The sequence below is a fragment of the Halopseudomonas sp. genome (assembly GCF_036960865.1).
Classification (GTDB): domain Bacteria; phylum Pseudomonadota; class Gammaproteobacteria; order Pseudomonadales; family Pseudomonadaceae; genus Halopseudomonas.
On the sequence record NZ_JBALWE010000011.1, the window covers coordinates 80,147 to 98,329 of the forward strand.

11 protein-coding genes are annotated in these 18,183 nt (G+C 61.5%); 2 read left to right on the plus strand and 9 right to left on the minus strand.

The features are described 5' to 3' along the window. Nucleotides 1-29: 29 nt before the first annotated feature. From gshA to V7747_RS15790, 3 genes are all read right to left on the minus strand, one after another. Entirely contained in the window at nucleotides 30-1,607 is a 1,578-nt protein-coding gene (gene gshA / locus V7747_RS15780; protein WP_335616970.1) for a glutamate--cysteine ligase, read from the minus strand. An 84-nt stretch (nucleotides 1,608-1,691) separates the two neighbouring features. Then, nucleotides 1,692-2,096, minus strand: a complete 405-nt coding sequence (locus tag V7747_RS15785) for a PaaI family thioesterase (protein ID WP_335616971.1) — start codon at nucleotides 2,094-2,096, stop codon at nucleotides 1,692-1,694. Nucleotides 2,097-2,100: 4 nt separating this feature from the next. Further along, nucleotides 2,101-4,428: a Tex family protein gene (locus tag V7747_RS15790; protein ID WP_335616972.1), complete on the minus strand. Its 2,328-nt coding sequence runs from the start codon at nucleotides 4,426-4,428 to the stop codon at nucleotides 2,101-2,103. Between the two features lie 226 nt (nucleotides 4,429-4,654). Here V7747_RS15790 and ompR point away from each other — a divergent pair, with 226 nt between their 5' ends. Next, on the plus strand, nucleotides 4,655-5,377 hold the full coding sequence (gene ompR, locus V7747_RS15795; RefSeq protein ID WP_335616973.1) for an osmolarity response regulator transcription factor OmpR: 723 nt from the start codon (nucleotides 4,655-4,657) through the stop codon (nucleotides 5,375-5,377). Continuing rightward, a complete protein-coding gene (locus tag V7747_RS15800; RefSeq protein ID WP_335616974.1) occupies nucleotides 5,374-6,675 on the plus strand; it encodes an ATP-binding protein in 1,302 nt (433 codons plus the stop codon). Before ompR ends, V7747_RS15800 begins: the two co-directional genes overlap by 4 nt. On the opposite strand, the gene V7747_RS15805 is transcribed toward V7747_RS15800, so the two are convergent. From V7747_RS15805 to V7747_RS15830, 6 genes are all read right to left on the minus strand, one after another. Then, a complete protein-coding gene (locus V7747_RS15805; RefSeq protein WP_335616975.1) occupies nucleotides 6,676-7,152 on the minus strand; it encodes a chemotaxis protein CheW in 477 nt (158 codons plus the stop codon). Between the two features lie 43 nt (nucleotides 7,153-7,195). After that, complete coding sequence (locus V7747_RS15810) at nucleotides 7,196-8,161, minus strand: chemotaxis protein CheB (protein WP_335616976.1); 966 nt, start codon at nucleotides 8,159-8,161, stop codon at nucleotides 7,196-7,198. Beyond that, nucleotides 8,154-14,522, minus strand: a complete 6,369-nt coding sequence (locus V7747_RS15815; protein WP_335616977.1) for a hybrid sensor histidine kinase/response regulator — start codon at nucleotides 14,520-14,522, stop codon at nucleotides 8,154-8,156. Before V7747_RS15815 ends, V7747_RS15810 begins: the two co-directional genes overlap by 8 nt. 2 nt (nucleotides 14,523-14,524) lie before the next feature. Continuing rightward, complete coding sequence (locus V7747_RS15820; RefSeq protein ID WP_335616978.1) at nucleotides 14,525-15,409, minus strand: CheR family methyltransferase; 885 nt, start codon at nucleotides 15,407-15,409, stop codon at nucleotides 14,525-14,527. Between the two features lie 59 nt (nucleotides 15,410-15,468). Continuing rightward, on the minus strand, nucleotides 15,469-17,508 hold the full coding sequence (locus V7747_RS15825) for a methyl-accepting chemotaxis protein (RefSeq protein ID WP_335616979.1): 2,040 nt from the start codon (nucleotides 17,506-17,508) through the stop codon (nucleotides 15,469-15,471). Between the two features lie 93 nt (nucleotides 17,509-17,601). Beyond that, the gene (locus V7747_RS15830; protein ID WP_335616980.1) at nucleotides 17,602-18,138 is read right to left on the minus strand and encodes a chemotaxis protein CheW; all 537 of its coding nucleotides are present in this window, start codon (nucleotides 18,136-18,138) and stop codon (nucleotides 17,602-17,604) included. Between the last annotated feature and the right edge of the window lie 45 nt (nucleotides 18,139-18,183).

Consider the following 18,183-nt stretch of genomic DNA (forward strand, 5'->3'; position numbering starts at 1 on the left):
GCCCCTTGCGGGCAACGCCGCTCACAACCTCAGGCCCGCTGACTCAGGTATCGATCAACATAGGTGTCGAAGTCGATGTTGTCGCTTGCTTCGATGGCTTGCTGCTCTGCCAGCGACGCCGCCGCAGCCGCCTCGCAACGCGCCTGCGCCTCGGCCTCCAACGGCCGTGCGCGGAAATAGCGGTTGTGCTCTTCGGATTGCGCCAGAGCAAAGCGGAAAAAACTATCCCCCTGCTCACTGATGGCGGCCAGCACTCTGGCCGAGGGCGTGCGACTGGCATCGGCCAGCTTTTCGCGCTGCTCTGCAACGCTGGCGCTGAAACGCCGGCTGTCATGCGCACTATCAAGCACCTCGGCACAGGCGGCGATACTGTTGAGCAACGCGTCACCCCACTCAGTCAGGCTGCGCGCCTGGCCGCCATCCTGCAGCTGTAGGCCCGGTTCGCGGCCACGTTTCACCGTCAGGTTGAAGTTGTCAGACGTCGCTTGGCACTCGGCATCGGCCAGTTGCGGGCTGTCCTGCAGGGCACAGAACAATAGGAAGCTGTCCATGAAATGCGCAGTCGCCGGAGCAACGCCCAACGGCGCAAAGGGATCAATATCCAGACAGCGTACTTCGATGTACTCAACGCCGCGCTCGGCCAATGCATGGACCGGCTTTTCGCCGCTCTGGGCCACGCGCTTGGGCCGGATCGGGCTGTAAAACTCGTTTTCGATCTGCAACAGGTTGGTATTGAGTTGCTGCCACTCGCCGTTAGCGTCATGGGTACCCAGCTTGGCGTACGGAGCATAAGGCAGACTGATGGCATCCAGCATGCTGGCAATGTAGTTATCCAGGCTGTTGTAGCAGATGTTCAGGCCAGACTGGGCGTTGTTGTTGTAGCCCAGATCACTCATGCGCAGGCTGGTAGCGTACGGCAGATACAGGCTCTTTTCGCCGAGGCTTTGCAGACGATGATCCCGCCCCTGCAGGAAGCTGCCACAGACCGCAGGCGAGGCGCCGAACAGATACATCAGCAACCAGGCGTAACGACGGAAATTACGGATCAGCGCAAAATAGCACTCGGACTGATAATCCTGTTCGCTGCGCGTGTCCTGCTCGCGCTCGCGCAGCAACGCCCAAAGTGCCGGTGGCAACGAAAAGTTGTAGTGTACGCCGGCGATGCACTGCATCGCCTTGCCGTAACGGATGGCCAAGCCACGGCGATAGACGTGCTTGAGCGTGCCAACGTTCGAAGTACCGTACCAGGCAATCGGGATTTCGTTGTCGGTTGCCGGCAGACGGCACGGCATGGACTGATTCCATAGCCGCTCATCGCCCAGCTGGCTATAAGTAAAGCGGTGCACTTCATCGAGGTTGCCAAACAACTCATCGATACTGCGGCTGACCGGGGTGATCAGTTCGATCAGCGCTTCAGAGTAGTCGGTAGTGATACTCGGGTGCGTCAGTGCCGAGCCCAGCCCTGCCGGATGAGCACTGTGCACCAGCACCCCCTCTGCAGTCACCCGCAGGCTTTCCTTTTCGATGCCATGGCGGCAATCGGTCAGCAGTGGCGCCAGCGCAGAATCGCGCAGCAGGCCAAGACGTTCACTCAGCGTTGGTGACAAGGTGTCACTCCTCGGTTGTAGCACCATCCGACACCCGCCGGATGGCATCTTGATCAGTATAGAAGGCGCAAACCCTTGCGCACTTTACAGGCGGGCAAAGGTGCCCAGGCATTTGGCGACCAGCGCGCCCTCCTGCCAGACCTCGCCGTCAACCACGATGGTACGCGTGCCGGCATGCACTACCTTGCCGGTGCATTCCAGCTCGCCGCCGACCACCGCGCGAGTGTAGTTGATCTTGCATTCGATGGTCGCGGTACTTTCATGCGCCTCAAGCACACTGAAAGCAGCGGCGCCCATGGCCGAGTCCAGCAGAGTAAAGACCACGCCGCCGTGCACCCGTTTGGTCGAGTTGAAATGCTTATCGCCAATCGGCAGGCGCAGGGTGCAGCTGCCGCGCTCGATGGCGGCAAACTCGATACCCACCAGGGCAGTGAACTCGCTGGTACGCTGCGCGGCAAACGCCGCCAACGCCGGGTGTAATTCGCTCATGGCATCACCTTTTCTTTTTCGCATTGGCAAACAGGCTGGCGAAGGTACCTTCGGCGGCGGGCTTGGCCTGGCTGTTGGTTTTGGCGTTGTGTTTATTGCCCTGATTGCGAGCGCGGCTGCGCTCGGCTGGCGACTCGGTCTTGTCTCCCGCCGCGGGCGGGGTATCGTTCAGGCGCATGCTCAGGCTGATGCGCTGGCGCGGTATATCCACCTCCATCACCTTGACCTTGACGATGTCACCGGCCTTGACCACGTCACGCGGGTCCTTGATGAATTGCTGCGAGAGCATGGAGATATGCACCAGGCCGTCCTGATGCACGCCAATGTCCACAAAGGCGCCAAAGTTGGCCACGTTGGTGACCACCCCTTCCAGTGTCATGCCGGGCTTGAGGTCCTTGAGGCTTTCTACGCCTTCCTGGAACTCAGCCGCCTTGAACTCCGGACGCGGGTCACGGCCGGGCTTGTCCAGCTCCTTGAGGATGTCGGTGATGGTCGGCACACCAAAGTGCTCGTCGGTATAACGCACCGGTTCCAGCTTGCGCAGGAAGGTCGAGTCGCCGATCAGGCCGCGTACGTCGCGGCCGGTTTCCTCGGCAATGCGGGTTACCAGCGGGTAGGCTTCGGGATGCACGGCAGAGGCGTCCAGCGGATTATCACCGTTCATCACGCGCAAAAAGCCCGCCGCCTGTTCGAAGGTCTTGTCACCAAGCCGGCTGACCTTGAGCAACTGTTTGCGGTTCTGGAAAGCGCCGTGCTGGTCACGGTAATCGACAATGTTCTGCGCGATGCTTGGGTTGAGGCCGGACACGCGGGTGAGCAGCGCCGCCGAGGCGGTGTTCAGGTCCACGCCCACCGCGTTCACGCAGTCTTCCACCACCGCATCAAGCCCGCGCGCCAGCTTCACCTGCGATACGTCATGCTGATACTGGCCCACCCCAATGGCCTTGGGTTCGATCTTCACCAGCTCGGCCAACGGGTCCTGCAGGCGCCGCGCGATGGACACCGCGCCACGGTAGGTCACATCCAGATCGGGGAATTCCTTGGCAGCCAGCTCCGAGGCGGAATACACCGAAGCGCCCGCCTCCGACACCATCACTTTCTGCATGCTCTGGCCGCTACACAGCTTGATCAGCTCACCGGCCAGCTTGTCGGTCTCGCGTGAGGCGGTGCCGTTGCCCACGGCAATCAGACTTACCTGATGTTTGCTGCACAGCGCTGCCAGGGTGGCCAAGGAGCGATCCCAGTCATTGCGTGGCGCGTGCGGGAAAACGGTCGCGGTATCCAACAGCTTGCCGGTGGCATCTACTACCACGACCTTGACGCCGGTACGCAGCCCCGGATCCAGTCCCAGGGTAATACGCGGACCGGCAGGCGCGGAGAGCAGCAGGTCCTTAAGGTTGCTGGCAAACACACGGATGGCTTCATCTTCGGCACCTTCACGCAGCTCGCCGAGCAGCTCGGTTTCCAGATGGCCGAGCAGTTTCACCCGCCAGGTCCAGCGCACCACCTCGGCCAGCCACTTGTCGGCCGCACGACCCTGATTGTCGATACCCACCGCCTGCGCAATAAGGCCCTCGCAGGGGTGCATGGCCCCTACCGCCGGGGTTTCATCACCCAGCTCCAGGGCAATACTCAAAACGCCCTCATTGCGCCCACGAAGAATCGCCAGGGCGCGGTGCGATGGCACCTTGGCCAGAGGTTCGTCGTATTCGAAGTAGTCGCTGAACTTGGCGCCTTCCTGTTCCTTGCCGGCCACCAGTCGCGAAACCACACGGCCCTCCTCGCGCAGCGCCCGGCGCAGCCTGTCGAGCAGCGTGGCGTTCTCGCTGAAGCGCTCCATCAGGATGTACTTGGCGCCGTCCAACGCAGCCTTGTTGTCCGCAACACCCTTGTCGGCATCGACGTAGGCGGCGGCCTGGGCTTCCGGGTCCAGCGTGGGGTCGGCGTAGAGCGCTTCGGCCAGCGGCTCCAGCCCGGCCTCAATGGCGATCTGCCCCTTGGTGCGCCGCTTGGGTTTGTAGGGCAGGTAGAGATCTTCCAACCGCGTTTTGGTATCGGCCTGGCGAATATCACGTTCCAGTTCAGGGGTGAGCTTGTCTTGCTCGGCAATGCTGGCCAGCACCGCAGCGCGGCGATCTTCCAGTTCGCGCAGATAGCGCAGACGCTCTTCCAGATAACGCAGCTGGGTATCATCCAGACTGCCGGTGACTTCCTTGCGGTAGCGGGCGATAAAGGGAACACTGGCGCCTTCATCCAGCAGCCCGACGGTGGCATCAACTTGTTCAGGACGCACCGACAACTCGGCGGCGATGCGCGCGGCAATACTCTGCATGGGCATTCAATTCCACAATTTGCGGTAACAGGCCGCGCAGTATAACCGAGAGAGGGGCTCAGGTCGGCTCCATCATCACGCCGACATTCGTCTTATCAGCAGGCTGGATAGCGCGACCATAACAGCGTAAAACTACGCCAAAAGAAACCTCTTGTAACAATGGCCAGACCGCATTCAACGCGGCCTTGGGTCACAATGCGGGCTTACTAATTCAGGCAGGTAGAGCATGACGAGCGAAGGCGAAAAAATCCTGATTGTCGATGACGATGTGCGTTTGCGGCGTTTGCTCGAACGCTTTCTGGGTGAGCAGGGCTACCGCGTACGTGCGGTGGAGGATACCGAGCAGATGGACCGTCTGCTGGCGCGCGAAATCTATTCGCTGATCGTGCTTGACCTGATGCTGCCGGGCGAAGACGGCATGACCGCCTGCGCGCGCCTGCGCGCCGAGGGCAACACCACTCCCATCATTATGCTGACCGCCAAAGGCGATGAAACCAGCCGCATTCAGGGGCTGGAGATCGGCGCCGACGACTACCTGCCCAAACCCTTCAACCCGCGTGAGCTGGTGGCCCGCATGAAAGCCGTGCTACGTCGCCAGCTGCCGCAGGTGCCAGGCGCACCCAGCACCGACGACGACCAGGTGACCTTCGGCGAGTTCGTACTCAACCTGGCAACCCGTGAGCTCAAGCGCGGTAACGAAGTGAATATGCTGACCACCGGTGAGTTTGCTGTACTCAAGGCGTTGGTGCGACACCCGCGCGAACCCCTGACCCGCGACAAGCTGATGCAACTGGCACGCGGCCGCGAATGGGACGCGCTAGAACGCTCGATTGACGTGCAGATCTCCCGCTTGCGTCGCATGCTTGAACCCGATCCGTCCAAGCCGCGCTATATCCAGACGGTCTGGGGTGTGGGCTACGTGTTTGTGCCGGACGGTCAGAACGCGTGAAAGGCGGTCCCGGCTGGCATCCCCTGCTACCCCGCAGCTTCTTTGCCCGCACCATCCTGCTGGTGCTGCTGGTCACCCTGTTTTCCAAGTTGCTGACACTGGTCTATCTGCTCAGCAACGAAGACCTGCTGGTGGATCGCCAGTACAGCCACGGTACGGCCATGCTGGTGCGCGCCTATTGGGCCAGCAGCCCAGAAACGCGCCGCGATATCGAAGAGATGACGGGCATGCGCGTGACCGTGCCCGAGCAGGTACCGCAGGGCGAATTTCACTGGCCCTACTCCGGCATATTCACCCATCAGCTACGTGACGAACTGGGCGATCAGACCCAGGTAAGGGTGCAGACCCAGAGCCAACCGGCGGTATGGATTCATCAGCCTGCCTACGGTGAGTTCTGGCTCAAGGTGCCGCTTTACGCTCATCCGTTGCGTGGCCAGCGGGTGTGGATGGTGGTGACCTGGCTGGTGCTGATCGGCATGCTCTCGACCGCGGCCGCCTGGCTCTTGGTGCGGCAGCTCAATCAGCCGCTGAAAACCCTGGAAGGCGCCGCCCGCAGTATCGGCCAGGGCAAACGCGTGCGCCTGCTCGACAACAGCGGCCCCTCGGAGATCGCCGAGGTGTATCGCGCATTCAATCAGATGGCGCAGGACGTAGAACAGGCGAGCCGTGATCGCTCCATGCTGCTGGCGGGGGTATCGCATGATTTGCGTACGCCGCTGACCCGCATGCGCCTGTCGACCGAACTTTTATCGGGCGCCGAGCCAGAACTAACCGACGGCATGATCCGCGACATCGAAGACATGGATGCGATTCTCGACCAGTTCATGGCCTACATTCGTGACGGCAGTGCAGAAGCCAGCGAAGCGGGTGATATCAACGAGCTGATCCGTGAGGTCGTCGCCCCGCTCAACGCCAACGGCGACAGCGTGCGCCTGTGCTTGCAACCGGTGCCGGAGTTCGAGTTTAGGCGGCTGTCGATCAAGCGGGTGCTGACCAACCTGATCGACAACGCGCTGGTGCATGGCGGTTCGGGGGTGGAGGTCTGTACCTATCTGCAACACGTTGGCGCGCAGCAGCGGCTGGTGGTCAGCGTGCTGGACCGCGGACCTGGTGTGGAATTGCTTGAGGATGACGCGCTGTTCAGCCCCTTCATTCGCGGCGATCAGGCGCGCTCAACGCGCGGTACCGGACTGGGGCTAGCCATCGTCAAGCGAATTACCGACAGCCATGGCGCCACAGTACAGTTACTCAACCGGGTGGGCGGCGGTACCGAAGCGCGCCTGACCTTTACGCTCTGATCAGCTGGCGCGGCGCAACAGCCCCGCCTGCTCCAGCGAGCGCTCGATGGCCGAGAGGTCCGGGATCAGAAACTCGCCCGGTTCGTCAGCCATGCGCACCCGCTGCAGTACGTAGCTGGAGCCCGTGCCCACCGGCTCCAGTTCGGCGCGGGACAGGCGCCGGGCACGCGGAATGCCCCATACCCGCATACCCACGAAGCTGAGTCCGGAAATACCCTCCAGCGCATTGAGGATCAGCGTACGTGGTTGTGCGTCCATCGCCGGTTCGGCGCCGTCGGCCAGCAGATTATCGAGATCGACCATCGGCACTTGCTGATCGCGCCACAGCGTCCAGCCCAAGAACCACTCCGGCCCCTGCGACGCCGACTGACTCAAGCGATACCCCACTAGCTCCGCGACCGCCACGTTGGGCAGCAACAACGACTTGTTCGCCAGCGGTATGATCAGTCCGTTAAGGCTTTCCAGCACATCCGACATCGTTAGCCATCCTCATTGAATTGCATGTAACCCTGGGCGCTCACTACAGCGCCAACGGCCATTCCTGATGCAGCCAGTCACGCAGCGCCGCAGCCAGTGCTTCAGGCGATCCTTCCCGGTGACTGAAGCCTGCGTCCTGCACAGCCTTGGGCATGGTGGCACAGGCCGCGCTCTGCTCGTCCTGCGTCCAGACCTCGATACCCTGCTGGCGCAGGCGACCACAAGCCTCAACGCCATCCTCGCCCATACCACTAAAAATGATCGCGCCCGTTGCGGCGCCAAAGGCCCGCAGGGTTTCATCCAACACCGCGCCGATCGACGGTCGATACAGGCCGGGCCAGGGCTCATCACTGAGTTGCACCACGCCCTCACTGACAAACCGCAGCGAGCGCGATACCGGCGCTACCAATACGTCGCCGCGGCGCAGATGCGCCCCCGGCTGACAGTTAATAATGCGCCAGTCGTTCTGGCGTCCCAATATCTGCGGCAACTGCTGCTCGAAGCCAGCGTCGATATGCTGTGCGTAGATAAAAGCAATCGGCAAATCGGCTGGCAGTTGATCCAGAAAGCGCTTGACCGCCGCCGGACCACCCAGCGACGCGCCCAGCACCCAGACACAGGAGGGTGCGTCGTGGCGCAGTTGTGGAACCACCACCGGGGCAAGATTCTGTACCTTCGCAGGCTCGCCCAGCAACGGCAGCAACTTGCCTAGCAGGCGACGCTGCCAGCGCGGGTAGTCCTCAGAGTCAGTATCGGGAATTTCACCAGCGCCAAGCAGCACAGGCACCGGGCTGTGCTCCAGCAACCAGTCTGCCAGCAGCGACTCCTCGGCCAGCTCCAGCAACCAGGCGTCGGTTTGCACCGCTTGCAGACGTGCGGCGTCCAGCTCGTCGGGATCACCGGCAAAGACCACTCGGTAGCCAAAGTCTGTGAGCTCCTTTGCCAGCCGCTTGCGCTTGCTGGCCTTGCCGGCCAACAGCGCAATGCCCGGCTCGGCGCTGTTACTCACGCACCGTTACCAACTGACTGATGACCTCCAGCAGCTGGGCCTCCTGATAGGGCTTGCCCAGATACACGTTGACGCCAATGCTCAGTGCGCGTTCGCGATGCTTCTCACCGGTGCGCGAGGTGATCATTACAATCGGCAGCTCGCTCAGACGCTCGTCGTGGCGCACGCGGGTGGCCACTTCAAAGCCATCCATGCGCGGCATTTCGATGTCGAGCAGCATAATGTCGGGCTCGATGTCCTGCAGCCGCGCGATAGCATCGACCCCGTCTTTGGCCGTCACCACTTCCATCCCGTTGCGCTCGAGCAGACGGGTGGTGACCTTGCGCACGGTGATCGAATCATCCACCACCATGACCAGCGTGGGCCGCTCTTCCGGTGTAATGCTCTGGGCACGCTCGGCAGCCAGATACTGCTGGGCGTGCAGCGCCTGCTGAGCGCGAATTACCGCCAGCAGGTCGAGAATCACAACCACGCGGCCGTCACCCAGAATGGTCGCGCCGGAGATACCAGGCACCACTGCAAACTGACGCCCCAAACCCTTCACTACGATTTCCCGCGAGCCTGCGAGGGCATCTACCTGCACCGCTACACTGTGCTCGGCACCGCGCACAAGAATCACCGGCAGCGGCAGCGTATGCCCAGTCAGCTTGGGCTGTTGGCCCGTGACCAGCAGGTCACCCAGATAGCGCAGATCATATTGCTTGCCGGCGTACTCGAACGGCGGCGCATCGGTCGCGTAATAGGCTTCCAGCTCATAGCCAGAGACCCGCACAATCCCTTCGATGGTATTCAATGGAATCGCGTACAAGTCCTCACCCGAGTACACCATCAGTGCGCGGTTGACCGACACCGTGAACGGTAGCCGGATGACAAAGGTGGTACCGGCGCCGGGCTCGGTGCTCAGCGTCATGCTGCCGCCGAGCTGCTTAACTTCGGCGTTGACCACGTCCATCCCGACCCCGCGGCCGGAAATTTGCGTAACCTGCTCAGCAGTCGAAAAGCCGGCCTCAAGGATGAACTGCAGGATTTCCTGATCGGTAAGCTCAGCGTCGGCGTCCATCAGCCCACGCTCAATGGCTTTACGCCGTACCGCCTCCAGGTTGATGCCAGCACCATCGTCCTTCAGGGTCAGTACGATCTCGCTGCCTTCACGCCCCAGGTCCAGCCAGATCCGCCCCTCCCCTGGCTTACCCTTATCCTGTCGCACCAGCGGCATCTCGATACCGTGGTCGACCGAGTTGCGCAGCATGTGCTCCAGCGGCCCGATCATACGTTCCAGCACGCTGCGGTCCATTTCACCTTCGGCGTTGCCAACCACTAGGTCCACTTGCTTGCCCAGCTCGCCAGCGACCTGACGTACCACGCGGCGCAAGCGCGGCAACAAGCGCTCGAAAGGCACCATGCGGGTGCGCATCAGGCCTTCCTGCAGCTCGGTATTGACCCGTGCCTGCTGGACCAAAAGGGTCTCTGCATCACGGCTCTTGGTGGCCAAGGTTTCTTTGAGATCGAGCAAGTCAGACGCAGACTCAAACAGCGAGCGCGATAGCTGCTGCAGTTGCGAGTACTGGTCCATCTCCAACGGATCAAAATCTTCGTAGCTCTGTTCCAGCTCTTCCTGGTGACGCGACAGAATCTGCGCCTGTGTCTCCATATCGAGGCGGCGCAACTGATCGCGTACACGATCAATCGTACTTTCAACGTCTTCCAGTATGTGGCCGACATCGGTCACCTGCTGTTCGATGCGACCCCGGAAAATCGAGGTCTCGCCGGCCAAGTTCACCAGTTCTTCCAGCAGGGTCGAGGAGACCTTGACGGTTTCCTGACCAGTGGCCCGGCGCTGGCTGTCAGCAGCAGGTTCACTGGCGCTCATGGCACGCTGCAGAATGTCCTGGACACCCGCCAGCGACATACCGGATTCGACCACGACCGGATGGCTGACCGGTGCCGCAGGCGGCGTATCCAGCCGGTTGCTCGGCGCACTCCAGTTTACCGGCTCGCTTGCCGGCCGACCGGCCGACAATGCGGCCACCTGGGCCTGAAGTTCGTCCAGCGCCTGCGCCTGCAGAGCAGGGTCGCTCGCGGTCTGAAGTGCCAGCTCAAGCTGTTTCGCCTGCTCAGCCAACGCTTGCTGGCCGGCCAAACGCGCACTGCCTTTGAGTGTTTGAATACGGTGCAGCAATTCCGCAGCCGCAGCCGCGTCAGCCTGACTTTGCAGAAGCAGGTCCGCACAGGGCGCCAGTAACTCATGCGCCTCTTCGACGAAGATCGCCTGCATGCCGTCCAGCGCTGGCGCTTCGACCCTACTGGCTGGCTCCACTCCCGGAGCAGAGGTGGCTGCCTCGGGCCCCTGTTCTGCGGCCGTGCCCGGCAACCGTGGCGGCTCGCTCGGATTCTTGCGGAATGTGTTGATCGCCTTGATGAGGGCAGCCCCATCACTGATCGACCGACCCGCTACCACGCCGTCCACCATGTCGGCGAGGGCATCGTGGCACGCGTGTAGCAATTCAAACAACGGCGGCGTTACTTCGTAGCGGTGTTCACAGAGAGCTTCGTAGACGAACTCCATTTCATGGGACAAGTCGCCCACCGGGCGAATTTCCGCCATGCGCGCACCGCCCTTGAGGGTATGCAGATCACGCTGCAGCGCTTCGACGGCCAGCGTATTGCCGGTATCACCCATCCACTCCTGCAGGCTGGCTGACGCACTCTCGATGATTTCCTGGGCTTCCTCCAAGAAAATGTCGACCAGTTCGGCATCGGTACCCGCTTCGCTCGGGCTCCAAGTGCCGCTCTGTGCCGGACCCTGTGGGTGCTCGGCCGCAGTGGCTACTGGGGCCGCCGGAGCCGGGGCGAGAGACTGCAGCGCCTGAATCTCGGCGACAGCCGGCGCTAGGTGCTGATGGGCGGCAACCTGATCCATCATGCTGATCAGGCGCTCGTGCCCATCGGCCAGGGCAGTCAGCGCGGCACTGTCGAGCGGCAAGCCACCGAGCACCTGCTCGTGGGTCTGCTCGAGCGCCTCGCAAAGCGCCTCCAGCGCAGGCAGTTCAACGTCTCCAGCCACGTCACCAAGGCCCCGCAAGGCACCGATCAGCTCGCGGCTGTCGACCGACACCGATGGATCACTGCGTCGCGCCTGCAGTACATCGGCAGCGTCCAGTAGCTGATCAATCCCCTCCGAGAGGAAAATCGACATTAGCCCTACACTGTCACCGTCATCCACATCAGCGCGGCTGGCTTCGCGAGCGGCCAACCCCTGCTCATGCAGCTGATGCAGCCGCTGGAGGAACTCCTCGGTGCCTGCAATGCTCTGGTCCGGACCGTTACCCAGCTGCGCCAGGCCGGTCTCGAACAGCAGCACAGCGTCCTGCAGCAGATTGAACAGCGCCTGATCCGCCGGGATCAGATTGGCCTTGAACTCTTTCGCCAGCTTCTCCAGCGGCGTGGCAAGCACGGCAATAGACTGAATACCAGCCATGTGCGCACTGCCCTTGAGGGTGTGCAGAGCACGTTGCAGCGCGTCACTCACGCTGCGCGGCAGTCCTTGCGACGCGCATTCGTGGAGATAGGCGTTGATCTGATCGATATGATGTCGTGTTTCGTTCTGGAAAATCTCCAGCAATACCGGATCCATCGCTGGCTCTGGCTCTGGCTCTGGCTCTGGCTCTGAAGGTAGTGCGGGCGGCTCTGACCAACTGTCCAGTGTCTCGCTCTCGATCAGCGGCCGTTCTTCTTCCTGCAGCAAGGGTTCTGGTTCGGGGGTAACGATCTGCTCCGGCAACGCGTCCAGCGTTATCTCTTCGGCTTCCAGTTCCGGCAGCTCTGCCAGCGACTCAAGTTCGTCCTGCGATTCGGCAGTAACCTGTTCAGCCGCGACCTCAAGGCTTTCCGGCTGAGGCGCTTCCACCTCATCGAGGTCCAACAGCTCAGGCAGCTCACCTTCGGCGACGGGTACCGACTCACTATCGACCTCGAACCCGTGATTGTCAGCGTGCTCATCTTCCGACACCGGAGCCGAGGCAGCCTGCTCGGGCAAGGCTTCCCCACGTGCCAGCGCCTCGGCCTGCTCGGTCAGCTGTGCTACCTCCGGCCAGGCGCGCTGCTGGTGGCTGGCAAAGTCGTCGACCAGTTGCGGCATCAAGGCGCGCACGGCGTTGACCACGCTGAACACATCACCATTGAGCTCAATGCTGTGATCGATCACCCGGTTGAGCATGTTCTCGACGGACCAGGCCAGCTCCGCGAGCACGCCGGCCTTAACCATGCGGCCACTGCCCTTAAGGGTATGGAAGGCGCGGCGCACTTCGGCCAGCGCTTTCTGATCCTCATGATTCTGCTGCCAGGCGGGGGTGAATTCGCCGAGGGTTTCCAGCACTTCGCCGGCCTCTTCGACGAAGATTTCCACCAGTTCGGGGTCCAGCTCGTCGTCTTCAATCACCTCTGGTGTAGCGGTCTCTGGCGCCGCCGGTGCGGCACCCTGATCTTCGACGTGTGCTGCTTGCGTAGACTGCGGCAAAGCTTCGGCTTCGGCTTCGGCTTCGGCTTCGGCTTCGGCTTCGGCTTCGGCTTCGGTCAGAGTGTCCTCCGCCTCTTCACCTGCCACCACGTTCTCACTTTCAGCGCCTTCGGTTGCCACATTACTGTCAACCGGCAACGCTTCGGGGTGGTAGCCCAGGGTGCTCAGGCGCTCCTCAGCCACATCCAGAATGCTGTCACCGCGATTAGCGTCATCCTCCGCCAGGCGTTCCAGATAATAATCGATACTGGTGATGACATCCGCCAGCGCATCCAGTGCGACCCAGTCGGGAATCGCTTGCGGCACTACCAGCCGTTCGGTGATATACCGTCGGCAAGCACCAACCGCCGCTGCGGCGCGCGCCAGCGGGACCATTGCCAGGCCACCACGCACGCTGTTCAGCAAGTCATCAACGGGCTCCAGCTGGCTGTGATCCCACTGGCTACCGATAAAGGCATTGATGGCTTCGCGCGTCTCTTCCAGCGCATTACGCGCCTCCTGCACCACCATGTGCTGGACCTGCGCAATGTCCTGCGCAGCAGCCAGGCGCTGCATGTCCGAGTCAACGCCTCCGTCCTGCTCGCCCCGCTCCAGACCGAGAATGCCCTGCAGACTGGCCTCGACATAGAGCATGCCCCCGGCCACGTCCATCAGTGCTGCATCGGTCACGTCGGAATCACCAGCGGCAAGACGTTGAACCTGCTCGATCTGTTCGCCCAGCACCCGTCTTGGCTGTCCCAGACCGAGCATGGCCAGCGTATCGCTGATCTGTTTCATGGTCGGCAACAGCGCCGAGAGACCGTCCAGCTGAGTGCGATCACTGCGCACAAAGAGGTCGAGCTGATCCTTTACCTGCATCAACTCTTCGCCCAGCGCCATGACCACCGATTGCATGGCACCACGATCCGGGCCTACCAGTCTGGCATCGCTGGCGGCGAGATCATCCTGCCCCCCTGCCCAAGAGCCTTCGAGCTGGTAACGCGCCTTCAGCGCGTCCAGGCGAGGACTGCCGTCGGCACTTTTAGCAACGTAAAACAACAGGTTGCGCAGCAGCTCCTGAGGCGGCTTGCTCTGCAGGGCGGGCGCACCACGGGCCATCAGCTGACGCAACTCCTGGTCGGCTTGGCGCAAAAGCTGACGAATGGCAGCGCCATTCTCGATACTTCCCAGCTCCAACCCTTCGGCCACACCGGCAAAAATCGCCCACAGGTTTGCGTAGGGCGCACCCTCACACAGCTGCTGCAGACGGCTAAAGACATTACGCAGATGCCGGCTGTTCGTGGCAACGTCCTGCCCGCGTATCACGCCGGCCTGAGACATCTGCAGAGCCTGGCGCAGTTTGCGCAGTTGGCGCACAGTATCGCTGTCGGACAGATCCGCGTAGTCATCGGTCGCTGGCGCAGAGGGATTGGTATCGAGCCCAGGACTGAACAACGCATTTTCCGACAGCAACTTGTCGCCACGCGCGGTACGCATGTCATTCAGCAATGGCAGTAATACCAGCGGCAAGTCGCGGCGCCCGCTCTGTACCCGGTCCAGATAGGCGGGCATCTGCAGAATCGCCTGCATCAGCACTTCCAGCGCTTCGCTCTCACGGCTTACCGTGCCGTTCATCAACGCCTGCGCAAGTTGCTCCATTTCTTCGGCCAGCAGCGCCGCGCCGTAAAACTCGACCATCTGCAAGGTGCCGTGAACCTGGTGTATATAGGTCAGACAGAAACGCAGACGCGTTGAATCCTCGGGGTTTTCGACAAAAGCTTCGAGTGCCTGACGCGCCTGGTTCAGCGTTTCGGAAATCTCGCCCTTGACCCAATCGAGGGCGACATAATCATGCCGATCACCCATATTCACTCCAGAAGTCCTGTGCTTTCCCGGCGCACATAAGCCTGTACCTGATCATCAGGCAGCCGCTCAAGCAGGGGATTGTTCCAGTCCATGATTTCACCCAGTCCGATGATCAACATGCCGCCCGGCGCAAGCCGGGTTGCCAGCAGGTTGAGCAGGTCGCGGCGACGCCAGCGACGGAAATAGATGAGCAGGTTCTGGCAGAAGATGATATCCAAGTCCCGGATCGGGGCCTGGGCCAATTCAAGAATGTTCAAGCGTGAAAAGCACACGCGATCACGCAACGCGTAGGCAATTTCGTAACGATCGTTGGGCAACGTCTGCAGCCATTCGCGGCGCTCGCGCTCATCCAGCCCACCCAAACGGTTGCCGGGGTAAACGGCGGTGCGCCCCTGCTCCAGCGCCTTGAGACTGATATCCGTCGCCCAGATGCCATAGCCGCTGGGGTGGCCGCCGGCAGCCGCGATGCTCTGTTCGCTGACAATGGCCATTGAATAGGCCTCCTCGCCGCTGGCGCAGCCGACGCTCCAGAGCTGCAGAGGTCGATCCGCTGGACGATCGACCAGTAGCCGGTCAAGGTGCCGACCAATAGCATCGAAGGACGGCCGATGGCGCATGAAGCTGGTTTCGCGCACGGTCAGACGGTCAATCAAAGCAGACCACTCCACGGCGCCAGCGGCACCCTGGGTCACGTGCTCATAATAAGTCTGATAGTCGGCAATCTTCAGCTCGCGCATGCGCGTACCAACGCTGGTCTGCAGGAATGTCTTGCGTTGATCGCTGACACACACGCCCGTGCGCGCCTCCAGCAGTGTCTGCCACTGTTGAAATTGATGCGCGTCCATTTCCGGCAGCTGTTGCAACGTCCAGTTTTGCGTTGTCTGCACTCTATGCCCCTCGCTCCAAGCGGAACCGGAGAGCCACGCAAGCGGCCCTCCGACTCAGCTTAGTCGTCCTGCTGCGGTAGCGTGAAGCCGTCAACCGACTGACGCATGGCCTCGGCCAGTTTCGCCAGCTCACCAATGCTGCGCGCGGTGGTGGTGGTACCTGCCGAGGTTTGCGAGGTGATCTCCTGGATCACGTTCATGGTGTTGGAAATGTGGCCGGCGGAGGAAGCCTGCTGCCGCGCGGCGTTGGAGATGTTCTGGATCAGCGCCGCCAGGCTGGTGGATACCTTCTCGATCTCTTCCAGTGCCACACCGGCGTCCTGCGCCAGACGGGCCCCACGAACTACCTCGGAGGTAGTCTGTTCCATCGAGATAACCGCTTCGTTGGTATCGGTCTGAATGGTTTTAACCAGCGCTTCGATCTGTTTGGTTGCACCGGAGGAACGTTCTGCGAGGCGCTGTACCTCGTCGGCAACCACCGCGAAGCCGCGACCCGCGTCACCGGCCATGGAGGCCTGGATAGCTGCGTTCAGTGCCAGAATGTTGGTCTGGTCGGCAATGTCGTTAATCAGACTTACGATGTCACCGATCTCCTGGGACGACTCACCGAGGCGCTTGATCCGCTTGGAGGTATCCTGAATCTGCTCGCGAATGGTATCCATGCCGACGATGGTGTTCTGTACCACCTCGTTACCCTTGTTGGCGATGGCTACCGAACGTTCTGCTACCGCCGCCGATTCGGAGGCGTTTGCCGATACCTGGTCAATCGAGACCGCCATTTCGTTTACCGCTGCCGAGGCGCCGGCAATTTCCTGCGCCTGGTGCTCGGACGCTTCAGCCAGATGCATGGCCGTGCCCTGGGTTTCCTGGGCAGCGCCTTCCACCTGCAAGGCAGTTTCGTTAATGGTCTGTACCAGCGCGCGCAGTTGGTCAATGGATTCGTTGATGGAGTCAGCGATGGCGCCGGTAAAGTCCTCGGTCACCGTCGCTTGGGCGGTCAGGTCACCGTCGGCCAAGTCACCGATCTCATCCAGCAGACGTAGAATCGCCGCCTGGTTACGCTCATTCTTCTCACGGGTTTCGGCCAGGCGCTCACGGGTGTCGCGGGTCATCTGTACGCCGATCAACAAGATGCAGCCCAGCGCGATCACACCCAGCGCGTAACCCAGCAAGGTATTGACCACCCGTGAATCAGCACGATCTTCAAAGCCGGTGGCCAGGTCGGATACGTTATCCAGCAACGACTGCGAGTCGGTAAAGATCTCGTTGGCAGCCGAGCGTACCTGATAGAGCTCCGGCGAAGTCAGCAGGATCTGGTCTACCGAGTCGGATACGTAGCGGAACAGCGACTGAATCTCTTCCAGTCGGCTAGCGGCTTCCGGATCAGCTACGCGGGTAATGCCGATGGCGGCGTTGCCCTGCAACATGCCCTGCAGTACACGACCGAACAGGCTGGCATCACGGCCGAAGCTGTCGGCGGCCATGACCGAGTCCTGATCACCTTCAAGTACGCGGTTTACCGAGCCAAGGATCCGCTCGGCCAACAGCGACTGCCGCTGGGCAATCGCTACCTGGTCTGCGGGCGCGCCGCTGGCGATCAACACGTCTACCACGTCTTCGTACTCGACCTGCAGTTGCGGCACGGTATCGGACAGGGTATTGGCAACCTCATGCAGTGAGAGAACCGTCGCCTGACTGGCCAAGATCGCATCCGCGTTGCGGCGCACTTTGTCCCAGTCGGATTGCGCCAACGCCAACTGCTCCTGCAATGCCAGCGGGGTCGGAGGCAGGCCGGTTTCTTCACGCCCCTCTACCAGATAGTCCCAGCGTTGCTGGAAATCGTTGCGGGCGGTGAGCAGCAGACCGAAGGCTTCCGGCGTACCGGTTGCCGCCTCGGTCGCCGACTTGGAGATTTGCTGCGAGAGTACCCGCAGCTCGCCGGCGTGACCGATGTACTCGGTGTCGTATGTGCTCTGAATATTCAGGTACAGGAAGTTGACGAATAGCAACAACAACGACAGGATCAGTGCGGCGAACAGGCCGGTGAGCGTGCGGTTGCTTCGCATCGTGGACAGCATCTGTTTATCGAACTTTTTCATCTTATGGCCCCTACCTGGCCTACAGCCTTGTTGTTCTAGCTAACATGCTCCGTTGCGGCAGCGGATTGCCCGGCCGCACCCCAAAAAAACAGATCAGAGCGCCACGTCAAGGAACGTCTGATCGTGCGCCAAAGCGCGAAAATTGAATACCAATGCCGTCTGCTCACCCGCGTAAGCACCCACCACATAGGGGCGCACTGCGTCGTCCAGCTCGGGCAGCCGCTCGCTGAAGGTGCTCACCGGCATGTGTTGCATACCCAGCAGCTCATCCACCAACAGCCCGACAAAAATGTCGTCACGGTCGAGCACCAGCACACGGCGCTGCTTGCGCGGTACCGTGCTGGTGACGCCAAAGAAACGGCTCATATCGACAATGGGAAGCAAACGCCCACGCACGTTGGCGACACCGCGCACCCAGGCCTTGACCCGTGGCAGTGCTGTGTAGCGTGGCTCGTGGAGAATTTCACTGACTTCGCCCATCGCCGCCAACATGAAGTGACCGGCCAGACGAAAGCCGACGCCACTCCAGGTTTCGCTGACGACTTCCTGCGACGGCAGGCCGCTTGCCTCGCTGCGGCAACGCTGGGCCAACGCCTGCAATAGATCGAAGGGATGCTGTGTTTCTGACATGCCGTGTCTATTCTCGTTGTTATGCGGCATCGAGCGGGCAGAGAT

What these genes read in the sequence shown, in the direction of transcription:
- V7747_RS15815 (WP_335616977.1), bottom strand. Translation starts at nt 14,522, where the DNA reads ATGGGTGATCGGCATGATTATGTCGCCCTCGATTGGGTCAAGGGCGAG.
- V7747_RS15790 (WP_335616972.1), bottom strand. Translation starts at nt 4,428, where the DNA reads ATGCAGAGTATTGCCGCGCGCATCGCCGCCGAGTTGTCGGTGCGTCCT.
- V7747_RS15830 (WP_335616980.1), bottom strand. Translation starts at nt 18,138, where the DNA reads ATGTCAGAAACACAGCATCCCTTCGATCTATTGCAGGCGTTGGCCCAG.
- V7747_RS15785 (WP_335616971.1), bottom strand. Translation starts at nt 2,096, where the DNA reads ATGAGCGAATTACACCCGGCGTTGGCGGCGTTTGCCGCGCAGCGTACC.
- ompR (WP_335616973.1), top strand. Translation starts at nt 4,655, where the DNA reads ATGACGAGCGAAGGCGAAAAAATCCTGATTGTCGATGACGATGTGCGT.
- V7747_RS15805 (WP_335616975.1), bottom strand. Translation starts at nt 7,152, where the DNA reads ATGTCGGATGTGCTGGAAAGCCTTAACGGACTGATCATACCGCTGGCG.
- V7747_RS15825 (WP_335616979.1), bottom strand. Translation starts at nt 17,508, where the DNA reads ATGAAAAAGTTCGATAAACAGATGCTGTCCACGATGCGAAGCAACCGC.